Consider the following 14,241-nt stretch of genomic DNA (forward strand, 5'->3'; position numbering starts at 1 on the left):
TTGACTTCTAATAATATAAACTCTATCTGGAAAAAAACCATAAGCCAATTAAAAAACAGATTAACCCCTCAGTCTTACTCAACGTGGATAAATACCATGCAGCCTATTACTATTAAAAATAATACCTTTTATATTGGTGTTCCGGATCAGTTTTCAAAGGATTGGCTGAATAATAATTACTCATTTTTATTTAAAGAGGTTTTATCAAATATAATTAATGCCAAAACCACAGCCCAGTTTATTCTTGAAGACGAAATACACCAAATCAACCAACAAAATAACGGGCTTTTTGAAGACCTAAGAGATTTAAAATATTCCATTTTAAATCCCAGATATAATTTCGAGAGTTATGTAGTAGGCAACAATAACAGATTTGCTCACGCAGCATGTCTGGCAGTAGCTGAATCGCCGGCTAAAGGTTATAATCCACTATTCATTTATGGTGGTGTTGGACTGGGAAAAACACATTTAATGCACGCCATAGGCCACTATGCCAGGCAAAATAACAACAGTAATTATATTGTTGCCTATGTTACATCAGAAAAATTCACTAATGACCTTATTACGGCTATTCGTGAAGAAAAAACAGTTGAATTTAAAAATAAATATCGAAGTATTGATATTTTACTTATTGATGATATTCAATTTCTAGCCGGTAAGGAAGCAACACAGGAAGAATTTTTTCACACTTTTAACACTCTCTATGAAGCTAATAAACAAATAATTATATCCAGTGACCGTCCCCCAAAAGAAATACCTACTTTGGAAGACAGACTGCGTTCCCGTTTTGAGTGGGGTCTTATTACAGATATTCAACCACCGGATTATGAAACCAGGATTGCTATTTTACAAAAAAAAGCTAAACTTGAAAAACTTATCGTATCTGATGAAGTAATAACTTTTATTGCGGATCGCATTCAATCTAATATTAGAGAACTGGAAGGTGCTCTGATTAGAGTAACCGCCTTTAGTTCATTAAATAACGAAACAATAGACAAAGATAAGGCTGCCAAAATTTTAAAAGATATATTACCGGATAAAAAACCATTAGAAATTACTGTTAATCTAATTCAACAAACAGTAGCCGGTTATTTTAATATTAAGCTCGATGACTTAAAATCCAAAAAGAGAACCCGTGCTATTGCTTATCCCCGTCAAGTTGCCATGTATTTATGCCGTGAATTAACTACTGAATCATTACCTCAAATAGGCAACAAGTTTGGCGGAAAGGATCACACAACGGTTTTACATGCTCACGATAAAATTGCCAACGAGGTGACAAACGACGCTGCCTCCTCTCAGACAATACAAACTTTAATTGATAACATAAAACAAAATTAAGCCTATCGGTTATTAACAGCCTTATTAACCAGTTTATCAAGCATCTTTACTTGCTATTTCTCACTTATCCACTAATTCACAACTACTACTACAACTGTTACTAATTTTTTTATTTTATTATGTTAAGGTGGTTATTATGCATATCATTGCTCCCAGAGAAAAACTAAACTCTCTTGTGCAAATCGCTCAAAAAGCAGTTGCTCAACGCAGCCCCATGCCCTTACTTTCTTGCCTGCATTTTGAAAGCAAAGATAATTTGCTGTTTTTATCTTCAACAGACCTCGAATTCGGCATTCGCTGCACCATGCCCGTAACTACTGTCATTGACGGTGCGACTGCTATACCTGCTAAATATGTAACAAGCTTATTTACGCGCCTGCCGGACGTGGATATCAACATCAAGTGTGATATATCCAATAATACAACAACATTTATATATGGTGACTCTGAGGTTGTGTTAAACGGCTATCCTGCTGATGAATTCCCTATATTTCCTTCTTTTCCAGATAAACCTACTTTAGTGATACCACAAGTTGAATTTAAAAATATGCTTAAACACGTTGTTTTTGCTGTTTCAAACGAAGAACACCGGCCTGTATTTAATGGAGTTAATATACAGGTTGATCAAGATGGTATGATTTCCATGGTTGCCACAGATACAAGGAGATTGGCATTATGTCAACAACATTTAGATACACCGCCGAGTCAGATAATAAATATTATCGTACCTGGTAAAACTCTTAACGAGCTTTTTAAAATATTGGAATCAACTGATGATAAACTTTTTATATATGTCACTGAAAATAAGGTATTTTTTGTAATTGATAATATTTGTATAATGTCACGTCTTATTGCCGGCCAGTTTCCTGATTACAGAATTGTTATTCCTGAAAATTATATTTGTGAAGTAAGAACATCGGTAAGTGAATTATTAGACGCTGCTGAAAGAGCGTCTTTACTGGTTAATACCAAAAGAAATGTTTTTAATATCCACTTTAAACCAAACGGAATGATGATTTACTTTTATACAGAAACCGGCCGAATAAGAGAAGAAATAGATGCCAACTTTACAGGAGATTCTTTGGACGTCGGTTTTAATGTGCGATTTTTTATAGACGTGTTAAAGTCGATTGATAGCGAGGAAGTTATTATTAAATTAAGCGGCCAGGACAGTCCATCCCTTTTGAGACCTGTTGACGACGACAGATATTTTTCCATTTTAGTGCCGGCCGTATCCCAGGGTGAGTAATTATTGGTTAAGAAAATTTCAATAAATAGCCAAATAAAGCTTGATCAGTTCTTAAAATGGTGTCGTGTTGCTTCAACCGGAGGACAAAGCAAGTATTTTATTTTAAACAATATGGTTAAGGTGAATGGAGTTTATGAAAATCATAGATCCCGTAAGCTTAAAAGCGGTGACTTTGTGGAAGTGGATAATATAGGTTCTTTTCTTGTAGTTTCTCATACGGAGGACTCATGATTGATTTTAAAGAGTATAAGTTTAAATTCTTTTCGCAATTATAACGATTTACAATGGGAGCCGCATACAGGCATAAATTTTATTACCGGGCTTAACGCTCATGGAAAAACAAACCTATTGGAGGCAATTTTCTTTAGCGTACTCGGTTACTCATTTAGAAAAAAGAGCAGTGAGGTTATTAATTGGCATAGTAATAACGCCTCAATTACGGCAACTTACCAGTTAAGCAATATTAATATCGATATATCAATATTAATAGAACAGGGCGGCAATAAAAAAATACTTATTAACGGTTCTGAAGAAAAACGAAAATATTTACCGGGGCGTCTAGGTATTGTTTTATTTAGACCGGATGACTTGCAAATAATTAAAGGGCCACCGTCTGGAAAACGCGACTTTATTGATTATAATATTGGTGTTATTGAACCGCTTTACTGGCAAAATTTAACACAATACCGACGGGTAGTTGAACAGAGAAATCACTTACTGCGCAACGGAAGCGGACATAACGATTCTTTTCAAATCTGGAATGAGTCGTTTTATCGATATGGCGCTGAAGTATTGGCTGGTCGTATTAAGCTCTTAAAAAAATATATACCGCTGGTTCAAAAAATGTACACTGATATTACCGGTGGTCATGAAGAATTGGAAATGAAATATTTATCGACCTTGAAGATAACCGGCAAAACAAGTATAGAACAAATTATTCTCGAATTTATTGCTGAAGGAAAAACCAGGCAAAAAGAAGAATTGTATAAAAGACAGACTGTATTTGGACCACATCGGGATGATATAAGTTTTTTAATTAACAAAAAGGATGCTCGTTATTATGCTTCCCAAGGTCAAATAAGATCTATCGCTTTAGCGTTGAAAACTGCCCAAATACAGTTGTTCTATAATGAAAATGGCGAATATCCTGTTTTATTATTAGATGACGTACTTATGGAATTGGATGACTTTCGGCAACATTACCTTTTATTGCTAATAAATAACCATGTGCAGTCTTTTGTGACTACAACGGCAATGCCAGATAAAATTAGCCAATTTACAAATAGGGTATACTTAATAAATAACGGTATATTGAGGGAGGTTATTTAATTGTTTTTACACCTTGGCGGGGATGTTATTGTTCCTAAAAAGGATATAGTGGCAATTTTAGATATCAGATCACAATCTTCCGCTATAACCCGTGAATTTTTAGATATAGCCGAGGATGAAGGTTTTATTGTTAATATATCGGAACCGGGTAAAGAAAAAACTTATATTATCACGGGCAATGAAATATATTTATCACCAATTTCCTGTACTACACTAAAAAAACGAGCCTTATAAATATTAAATAATACAGAAACGGAGGATATTTCTTGTTGGATAATAACACCAGTTATGGTGCGAAGGATATTCAGGTACTGGAAGGACTGGAAGCTGTTCGGCGCAGGCCGGGGATGTATATTGGCAGTACTAGCGCCAGAGGGTTGCATCACCTTGTTTACGAGGTGGTGGATAATAGTATCGATGAGGCTATGGCAGGTTATTGCGATAAGATTGATGTTATTGTTCACCGTGATAATACAGTAACAGTTATCGATAATGGCCGTGGTATTCCCGTAGATATTCATCCCAAGACGGGTTTACCTGCTGTGGAGGTGGTGTTGACTGTTTTGCACGCCGGCGGCAAATTTGGCGGCGGCGGCTATAAAGTAAGCGGCGGTTTGCATGGAGTGGGTGTCTCTGTAGTGAATGCTTTATCGGAATGGCTGGAGGTAGAAGTACGCAGGGACGGTTTTATATACCACCAGCGCTTTGAAAGAGGTGTGCCGGTAACTAGCTTAAAGACTATAGGTAAAGCTGGCAACACCGGTGTTAAAATAACCTTCAAACCCGATCCGCAAATATTCGAGGAGTTGGAATTTAGTCAAGAAACACTGGTACAGCGTCTCAGAGAGCTTTCTTTTCTCTCTAAGGGAGTAAAAATAACTTATAATGACGAACGTATAGAACAGCAGTTTGTCTATCAACATAGTGGCGGTATTAAGGATTTTGTAGCGTACTTAAATAAAAATAAAAGCGCTCAGCATAAACCGGTATATTTTGAGGATGTTAAGGATCAAGTCATGGTTGAAGTAGCTTTTCAATATACCGATGGGTTTGTGGAAAATTTATTTTCCTATGTAAATAATATTCACACTATAGACGGCGGCACGCATGAAACAGGTTTTAGAACGGCTCTGACTCGTGTAATTAACGATTATGGGAAAAAGTACAATATCTTAAAAAACGGTATATCAAGTCTGTTGGGCGAAGATATACGCGAGGGTTTAACAACTATTATAAGCGTAAAGGTACCCGAGCCTCAGTTTGAGGGACAAACTAAAACAAAATTAGGCAACAGCGAAGTGCGCGGCATAGTGGATACTGTAGTTTCCGATAATTTAAGTGTTTTTTTAGAAGAAAATCCTTCTGTAGCCCGAAAAATTCTGGATAAATCAATTAGTGCCTCCAGGGCCAGGGAGGCGGCCCGTAAAGCGAGGGAATTAACCAGGCGCAAAACCGCTTTGGAAAGCTCCACTTTACCCGGAAAACTGGCTGACTGCTCGGAACGAGACCCATCCGCAAGCGAACTGTTTATTGTGGAAGGAGATTCGGCTGGAGGTTCGGCCAAACAAGGCAGGGACAGGCGTTATCAGGCCATACTTCCGCTGCGCGGTAAAATTTTAAATGTGGAGAAGTCCCGGTTGGATAAAATATTATCCAACGAGGAGATAAGAGCTTTAATTACAGCACTGGGTACGGGAATTGGTGATGATTTTAATATTGAAAAAGCCCGTTATCACAAAATTATTATCATGACCGATGCAGATGTGGACGGGGCCCATATTCGTACCTTACTTCTTACATTCTTTTACCGCTATATGCGGCAGCTAATTGAAAACGGTTATACTTATATTGCTCAACCGCCGTTGTTCCGGGTACGTAAAGATAAAAAAGAGCATTACGTTTATAATGATAAAGAATTAGAACAGCTGCTTGGTAGAATTGGACGCGATAAAATATCTTTACAAAGATATAAGGGTTTGGGGGAGATGGATCCCGAGCAGCTTTGGGATACTACTATGAACTTTGACACCCGTACCATATTGCAAGTACAATTGGAGGATGCTATTGAAGCCAATCAAATTTTTTCCATGCTTATGGGGGATAAAGTAGAACCACGCAGAGAGTTTATTCAAGAAAATGCCCGGGCGGTTAGAAATCTTGATATATAAATTATAATTATACTAAATAAATGTGATTTTATTTTAATATGAGGTGAAATATATTGCCTGCTTTAACTGGAAAAGTTGTTCCTATTAATATAAACGAGGAAATGAAGCATTCCTACCTGGATTATGCAATGAGCGTAATTGTGGGCAGGGCCTTACCCGATGTAAGAGATGGATTAAAACCCGTGCACCGCCGGATTCTTTATGCTATGCACACACTTGGTGTAACCCCGGATAAACCACACCGCAAATCAGCATATATAGTCGGTGAAGTAATGGCTAAATATCACCCCCATGGTGACGCGGCTATTTATGACACTTTGGTAAGGCTGGCTCAAAATTTTGCCTCGCGTTATCCCCTGGTAGACGGGCATGGTAACTTTGGGTCGGTAGATGGTGATTCCGCGGCAGCCATGCGTTATACTGAAGCCCGTTTATCTAAAATTACTACTCAAATGCTGGCTGATATTGATAAGGAAACGGTTGATTTTATACCAAATTATGATGAGAGTGGTAAGGAACCTGCTATTCTTCCCTCTCGTTTCCCTAATTTACTTGTTAATGGTTCCGCCGGCATAGCCGTGGGTATGGCCACTAATATTCCACCCCATAACCTAACTGAAGTTATTAATGGTTTTATTAAGCTGATAGATGATCCGCAGATTGATATCGCTGATTTAATGCAGTATATTAAAGGGCCGGATTTTCCCACCGGGGCTATTATTATGGGGCGTGATGGTATACGCTCGGCCTATAAAACCGGCAGAGGTACGGTTAAAGTCAGGGCTAAGACCGAAATAGAGGAAAGCGGAAAAAAAACCAGCATAATTGTCTCTGAGTTACCTTATCAAGTAAACAAAGCTCGGCTAATAGAAAAAATTGCTGAGTTGGTAAAAGATAAAAAAATAGATGGCATATCTGATTTACGGGATGAATCGGACCGGCATGGCATGCGAATCGTTATTGAATTACGCCGGGATGCCAATTCCAAAGTAATACTAAATCAACTGTATAAGCATACACAAATGCAGGATACATTTGGTGTTATTATGCTGGCTTTGGTTAATGGTGAACCTAAAGTTTTAAACTTAAGAGAACTATTGCATCACTATCTGGAGCATCAAAAGGAAATAATTATACGACGTACAAAGTATGACTTGCGCAAAGCTGAAGAAAGAGCTCACATAGTAGAGGGTTTGCGTATAGCATTAGCAAATTTGGATGAGGTAATTAAAATAATTCGTGGTTCCAAAAATATAGAAACAGCTCGGGAAAGTTTAATGAATAGGTTTAATTTTTCTGAGAAACAAGCCCAAGCAATTTTAGATATGCGTTTACATCGTCTGACAGGTTTGGAAAGAGAAAAATTAGAAACTGAATACAAAGAGTTAATTAAAAAAATAGAGTATTATCTTTCTGTGTTAGCAAATGAAAAAATGATCTTGGGTATTGTTAAAGAAGAAATACTGGCTATTAAGAATAAATATGGAGATGAACGTCGTACCGCTATTTCCAGTGAGAGTATAGACTTTGAAGATGAGGATTTAATTCCTGAAGAAGATGTAGTTATCGCCATAACTAATCAGGGCTATATAAAAAGAATGCCTTTGGATACATACCGCAGCCAGAGAAGAGGCGGACGCGGAATTAATGCTATGGGAATTAAAGAAGACGACTTTCTACAGCATTTATTTATTGCAACTACTCATCATTATTTTCTTTTTTTTACAAATAAAGGTAAAGTATATAGGCTAAAAGGATACGAGATTCCCGAGTCCGGTCGCCAGGCCCGGGGTACTGCTATTGTTAATTTACTTTATATAGATAAAGACGAATGTATTACCGCGGTTATACCTGTCAGGGAATTTGATAATAATTATTATTTGCTTATGGCTACTTGCCATGGAATTATTAAAAAAACACCTCTTAGTGAGTATGGTCATACCAAGCGTGATGGTATAAAAGCTCTTAATTTGGATGATGGGGATGCACTGGTTAATGCTTTATTAACCGATGGTACGGAGGAAGTTATTATTGGTACTAAAAATGGTTTAGCTATAAGATTTTCTGAAAAAGATGTGCGTTCTACCGGCAGGGTTACCAGAGGTGTTAAAGGAATTACTTTAAACAAACTTGATGAAGTAGTATCTATGGGTTTAATATGTGAAGATTCGGAATTACTGGTAGTAACCAGTAAAGGATATGGCAAACGAACTAAAATTAATGAGTATAGAACTCAATCCCGGGGTGGTAAGGGAATAATAAATATAAAATGTATGGAGCGAAACGGACTCGTTGTATCATTGCAGGTTGTAAAACCTGAAGATGAAGTATTAATGATTAGTGCGGATGGTATAATGATCCGGATTAAAGTAGATGATATATCTTTATTCGGACGTATTACCCAGGGGGTATTGTTGATGAAATTGGGTGAAGGTGATCATGTAGTGGCAGTAGCTAAAGTAGTTAGCGGGGAGGATTAATCTTTCCCGCTTTTTTTAATATTTTATATTGACATCGTCACCTCTTAACTGTATAATTTAAAACGTCGCTGTTAATTGCGACGTTAACAAAACGGTCCTTGAAAACTAAACAGTGCAAAGAGATGGAAACGGACGCCGGACGTGGTTGGTTATTAATAACCGAGCCAAGCGACGGCGGCCAATCAAACCTCGTCAAACGAAGCTAAAAGCCAAAGCCAAACAGCAGCGGTTTTTAGCAAACGAATAAACGAGTAAATCATAAAACGAGCAGATTAAACTCACTTAAAAAGCAAACGGGCACAAGCTGCTATAAAGTCATCCAGCCCAATAAGGCTGGGCAGCCTAAAGCAGACCAAACCCGCTTAGCATAAACTTTTATGGAGAGTTTGATCCTGGCTCAGGACGAACGCTGGCGGCGTGCTTAACACATGCAAGTCGAACGGGGTTTAGCGAGGAGTTTACTTCTTGCTAAACCAAGTGGCGGACGGGTGAGTAACGCGTGGATAACCTGCCCCATAGCCTGGGATAACGCCGGGAAACCGGTGCTAATACCGGATAAGTTCATCTGGTTGCATAACCGGATGAAGAAAGGTGCAAACCGCTACAGGATGGGTCCGCGTCCCATTAGCTTGTTGGTAGGGTAACGGCCTACCAAGGCCGCGATGGGTAGCCGGCCTGAGAGGGCGACCGGCCACACTGGAACTGAGACACGGTCCAGACTCCTACGGGAGGCAGCAGTGGGGAATCTTCCGCAATGGGCGCAAGCCTGACGGAGCAACGCCGCGTGAGTGATGAAGGTTTTCGGATTGTAAAACTCTGTCCAAAGGGAAGAAACAAATGACGGTACCTTTGGAGGAAGCCCCGGCTAACTACGTGCCAGCAGCCGCGGTAAAACGTAGGGGGCGAGCGTTGTCCGGAATTACTGGGCGTAAAGGGCGTGTAGGCGGCTTGCGCAAGTCAGTCGTGAAACCTATCGGCTTAACCGGTAGCTGTCGATTGAAACTGTCGGGCTTGAGTGCAGAAGAGGGGAGTGGAATTCCCAGTGTAGCGGTGAAATGCGTAGATATTGGGAGGAACACCAGTGGCGAAAGCGGCTCCCTGGCCTGTAACTGACGCTGAGGCGCGAAAGCGTGGGTAGCAAACAGGATTAGATACCCTGGTAGTCCACGCCGTAAACGATGGGTGCTAGGTGTTGGGGGTATCGACCCCTCCAGTGCCGCAGTTAACGCAATAAGCACCCCGCCTGGGGAGTACGGCCGCAAGGCTGAAACTCAAAGGAATTGACGGGGGCCCGCACAAGCGGTGGAGTATGTGGTTTAATTCGACGCAACGCGAAGAACCTTACCAGGTCTTGACATCTCCTGCCAGCTGTGGAAACACAGTCTTCTTCTTCGGGAGACAGGAAGACAGGTGGTGCATGGTTGTCGTCAGCTCGTGTCGTGAGATGTTGGGTTAAGTCCCGCAACGAGCGCAACCCCTACCTTTAGTTGCCATCAAGTGAGGTTGGGCACTCTAAAGGGACTGCCGTTGACAAAACGGAGGAAGGTGGGGATGACGTCAAATCATCATGCCCTTTATGATCTGGGCTACACACGTACTACAATGGCCGGTACAGACGGACGCGCAGCCGCGAGGTGAAGCGAACCCGAGAAAGCCGGTCCCAGTTCGGATTGCAGGCTGCAACTCGCCTGCATGAAGTCGGAATCGCTAGTAATCGCAGGTCAGCATACTGCGGTGAATACGTTCCCGGGCCTTGTACACACCGCCCGTCACACCACGAAAGTTGGCAACACCCGAAGCCGGTGAGTTAACCTGTAAAGGGAACAGCCGTCGAAGGTGGGGTCGGTAATTGGGGTGAAGTCGTAACAAGGTAGCCGTATCGGAAGGTGCGGCTGGATCACCTCCTTTCTAAGGAGATTATGTGGTGGTTACTGGTATAGCCATAACCCACCACCTAAATCCTAGGTCGGACATCTATATAAAACGCACTGTTTGGTTTTGAGGGACTAAATCCCCTCAATTGGGGCTTGTAGCTCAGCCGGTTAGAGCGCACGCCTGATAAGCGTGAGGTCGGTGGTTCGAGTCCACCCAGGCCCACCATGTTCCTTGAAAACTGCACAGCGAAAGCAAGCAAGTATAAGTAAAGCACAGGTAAAAAGCACAAGACGCCGAAGACCAAAAGGTCAAGCTAGAAAGAGCGTACGGTGGATGCCTGGGCGCTAAGGGCCGATGAAGGACGTGGTAAGCTGCGAAAAGCTACGGTGAGCCGCAAGCAGGCATAGACCCGTAGATCTCCGAATGGGGCAACCCGTTACCAGTAACGAGGTAACATCTTATGTTGAACACATAGACATAAGAAGGGCACCCGGTGAACTGAAACATCTAAGTAACCGGAGGAGAAGAAATCAACCGAGAACCCCCAAGTAGCGGCGAGCGAACCGGGGCCAGCCTAAACCTATTTCGCGTGCGGAATAGGGGTTGCGGGACTCTCACAACGGACTGACAACCTTAGCCGAACCCGCCAGGAACGGCGGGCCACAGAAGGTAACAGCCCTGTAGGCGAAAAGGCAAGTCAATTCAGAGAGCATCCCAAGTACCGCGGGACACGAGAAACCCCGTGGGAATCAGGGAGGACCACCTTCCAAGGCTAACTACCCTTAGCGACCGATAGTGCACAAGTACCGTGAGGGAAAGGTGAAAAGCACCCCGGGAGGGGAGTGAAACAGAACCTGAAACCGTACGCTTACAACCAGTCAAAGCACAATTAACGTGTAATGGCGTACTTTTTGTAGAACGGACCGGCGAGTTACCTTTAGCGTGCCAGGTTAAGGCTGATCAAGGCCGTAAACCGCAGCGAAAGCAAGTCTAAAAAGGGCGTCATAGTACGCTGAAGTAGACCCGAAACCGGGTGATCTACCCATGTCCAGAGTGAAGCGGGAGTAACATCTCGTGAAGGCTCGAACCAACCGTCGTTGAAAAGGCGGTGGATGAGGTGTGGGTAGGGGTGAAATGCCAATCGAACCCGGAGATAGCTGGTTCTCCCCGAAATAGCTTTAGGGCTAGCCTTGTACAAAATAGCCGGAGGTAGAGCACTGAATGGGCTAGGGGCCTTCACCGGTTACCGAACTCAATCAAACTTCGAATGCCGGACTATTAAAGTACAGGAGTCAGACTGCGGGTGCTAAGATTCGTAGTCGAGAGGGAAACAGCCCAGACCGCCAGTTAAGGTCCCTAAATCGTGCTAAGTGGCAAAGGATGTGAGGTTGCCCGGACAACCAGGATGTTGGCTCAGAAGCAGCCACCATTTAAAGAGTGCGTAATAGCTCACTGGTCAAGTGACCTTGCGCCGAAAATGTAACGGGGCTCAAGCACGGTACCGAAACTGCGGAATTCAGCAATGAATTGGTAGGGGAGCGTTCCCATTGGATAGAAGCTATACCGTAAGGAGTAGTGGACTGATGGGAAGTGAGAATGCCGGTATAAGTAAGCGCAAAGGCAGGTGAGAATCCTGCCCGCCGAAAACCTAAGGATTCCTGGGGAAGGCTCGTCCGCCCAGGGTAAGTCGGGCCCTAAGCCGAGGCTGAAAAGCGTAGGCGATGGACAATCGGTGGAGAATCCGATACCACCTTAAAGCCGTTATAAGGATGGGGTGACACAGCAGGGCAAGCCAAGCGCGCGGATGGAAAAGCGCGTCCAAGCTCGTAGGGCGAACCGCAGGCAAAACCGCGGTTCAAGAAGCCTGAGAAGTGACGGGGAGCGAAAACAAGTAGCGAAGTGGCTGCACCCAAACTGTCAAGAAAAACCTCTAACGAGGCTCTAAGGTGCCCGTACCGCAAACCGACACAGGTAGGTGGGGTGAGAATCCTAAGGCGCGCGAGAAAACCCTCGTTAAGGAACTCGGCAAAATGACCCCGTAACTTCGGGAGAAGGGGTACTCCATTAGTGTAAAGACATTAACTGTCAGAGCATGAAGGAGTCGCAGAGAAAAGGCCCAAGCGACTGTTTACCAAAAACACAGGTTCCTGCTAAATCGCAAGATGACGTATAGGAGCTGACGCCTGCCCGGTGCTGGAAGGTTAAGGGGAGAGGTTAGCGCAAGCGAAGCTTTAAACCGAAGCCCCAGTAAACGGCGGCCGTAACTATAACGGTCCTAAGGTAGCGAAATTCCTTGTCGGGTAAGTTCCGACCCGCACGAAAGGCGTAACGATTTGGGCGCTGTCTCAACGAGGGACTCGGCGAACTTGTAATGCCGGTAAAGATGCCGGCTACCTGCGACAGGACAGAAAGACCCCGTGGAGCTTTACTGCAGCTTGACATTGGATTTTGGTATTGCATGTACAGGATAGGTGGGAGGCTGAGAAGTTAGGGCGCCAGTCTTAACGGAGCCACCGTTGGGATACCACCCTTGTGATATTGAAATTCTAACACCGGAGCCTGAATCGGCTCCATGGACAGTGTCAGGTGGGCAGTTTGACTGGGGCGGTCGCCTCCCAAAAAGTAACGGAGGCGCCCAAAGGTTCCCTCAGCGCGGTTGGAAATCGCGCGGATAGAGTGTAAAGGCAAAAGGGAGCTTGACAGCGAGACCAACAAGTCGAGCTGGGACGAAAGTCGGGCTTAGTGATCCGGCGGCATTCGCGTGGAAGAGCCGTCGCTCAACGGATAAAAGCTACCCCGGGGATAACAGGCTTATCTCCCCCAAGAGTCCACATCGACGGGGAGGTTTGGCACCTCGATGTCGGCTCATCGCATCCTGGGGCTGTAGTAGGTCCCAAGGGTTGGGCTGTTCGCCCATTAAAGCGGTACGTGAGCTGGGTTCAGAACGTCGTGAGACAGTTCGGTCCCTATCCGTCGCAGGCGCAGGAAACTTGCGAGGAGCTGTCCCTAGTACGAGAGGACCGGGATGGACGGATCACTGGCGTACCAGTTATCGCGCCAGCGGTAGCGCTGGGTACCCAAATCCGGCCGGGATAAGCGCTGAAGGCATCTAAGCGCGAAGCCCCCCTCTAGATAAGGTTTCCCATCCAGTTAATGGAGTAAGACCCCTGGCAGACTACCAGGTAGATAGGCCGGGCGTGCAAGCACAGCAATGTGTGCAGCGGACCGGTACTAATAGGTCGAGGACTTGACCTTAAATTCGGTGCTCTGATTTTGTTACGGAAGTTGGCGGTTGGTTGCCGTTAGGCGATAAACCAACCATACTGCTGCCGGATACAAGATAGTTTACTTGTTGAAATAAAACTTGCTTAGCTGTGCATTTTTGAGGGAACTGCTTGACAAATACCTAAGCAATATGTTTAGATAATATACGTGACATAGTTTAATGAGGTTTCCTAAAAGTTTATAAAGTTTTCCGGTGACCATACTGAAGAGGATACACCCGTTCCCATCCCGAACACGGAAGTTAAGCTCTTCGAGGCCGATGGTACTTGGGCATCTGCCCTGGGAGAGTAGGTCGTCGCCGGAATTAATTTTAAGCAAACCCCTTGGTTTTCATGCCGGGGGGTATTGTTTTTAGATAAGTAAGGATAATATTATACATATTAGAGTTGCAGACTAAAATATTATGATATAATGTGAACATATGTAAAATAATTTAAACTTGCTTGTCATTACATTGGGAATACTGTAAAATATTTTAGTGACTGTAGTTGAATGGAGGAGAATTATTATGACT

Annotated in this window: 7 protein-coding genes, 1 tRNA gene and 3 rRNA genes; all 11 read left to right on the forward strand. The window is 43.2% G+C overall.

What is annotated here, in order from left to right; genetic code table 11:
- Positions 1 to 1,341 carry a chromosomal replication initiator protein DnaA gene (dnaA, locus tag ABDB91_RS00005; protein ID WP_347489491.1) on the forward strand — a complete coding sequence of 447 codons (1,341 nt, stop codon included), beginning with the start codon at positions 1 to 3 and terminating at the stop codon, positions 1,339 to 1,341.
- Between the two features lie 136 nt (positions 1,342 to 1,477).
- On the forward strand, positions 1,478 to 2,590 hold the full coding sequence (gene dnaN / locus ABDB91_RS00010) for a DNA polymerase III subunit beta (protein ID WP_347489493.1): 1,113 nt from the start codon (positions 1,478 to 1,480) through the stop codon (positions 2,588 to 2,590).
- Positions 2,591 to 2,593: 3 nt separating this feature from the next.
- The gene (locus ABDB91_RS00015) at positions 2,594 to 2,821 is read left to right on the forward strand and encodes an RNA-binding S4 domain-containing protein (RefSeq protein WP_347489494.1); all 228 of its coding nucleotides are present in this window, start codon (positions 2,594 to 2,596) and stop codon (positions 2,819 to 2,821) included.
- Entirely contained in the window at positions 2,822 to 3,919 is a 1,098-nt protein-coding gene (gene recF, locus ABDB91_RS00020; RefSeq protein WP_347489496.1) for a DNA replication/repair protein RecF, read from the forward strand.
- Positions 3,920 to 4,153, forward strand: a complete 234-nt coding sequence (locus ABDB91_RS00025) for a DUF370 domain-containing protein (protein WP_347489498.1) — start codon at positions 3,920 to 3,922, stop codon at positions 4,151 to 4,153. It begins immediately after the preceding gene.
- A gap of 32 nt (positions 4,154 to 4,185) precedes the next feature.
- Positions 4,186 to 6,087: a DNA topoisomerase (ATP-hydrolyzing) subunit B gene (gyrB, locus tag ABDB91_RS00030; protein WP_347489500.1), complete on the forward strand. Its 1,902-nt coding sequence runs from the start codon at positions 4,186 to 4,188 to the stop codon at positions 6,085 to 6,087.
- Between the two features lie 53 nt (positions 6,088 to 6,140).
- Positions 6,141 to 8,567: a DNA gyrase subunit A gene (gyrA, locus tag ABDB91_RS00035; protein ID WP_347489502.1), complete on the forward strand. Its 2,427-nt coding sequence runs from the start codon at positions 6,141 to 6,143 to the stop codon at positions 8,565 to 8,567.
- A 374-nt stretch (positions 8,568 to 8,941) separates the two neighbouring features.
- A 16S ribosomal RNA gene (locus ABDB91_RS00040) occupies positions 8,942 to 10,475 on the forward strand.
- Between the two features lie 115 nt (positions 10,476 to 10,590).
- Positions 10,591 to 10,667: transfer RNA gene (locus tag ABDB91_RS00045), tRNA-Ile, on the forward strand.
- A gap of 81 nt (positions 10,668 to 10,748) precedes the next feature.
- A 23S ribosomal RNA gene (locus ABDB91_RS00050) occupies positions 10,749 to 13,697 on the forward strand.
- A gap of 219 nt (positions 13,698 to 13,916) precedes the next feature.
- Positions 13,917 to 14,031, forward strand: a 5S ribosomal RNA gene (gene rrf / locus ABDB91_RS00055).
- The 16S, 23S and 5S rRNA genes sit together here with 1 tRNA gene alongside, the layout of an rRNA operon.
- Positions 14,032 to 14,241: the final 210 nt, after the last annotated feature.

The sequence above is a fragment of the Desulfoscipio sp. XC116 genome (genome assembly GCF_039851975.1).
Classification (GTDB): Bacteria; Bacillota; Desulfotomaculia; order Desulfotomaculales; family Desulfallaceae; genus Sporotomaculum.

Bases quoted from the DNA above. Each gene is read 5' to 3' on its own strand.
- dnaN (WP_347489493.1), top strand. From the start codon at position 1,478: ATGCATATCATTGCTCCCAGAGAAAAACTAAACTCTCTTGTGCAAATC.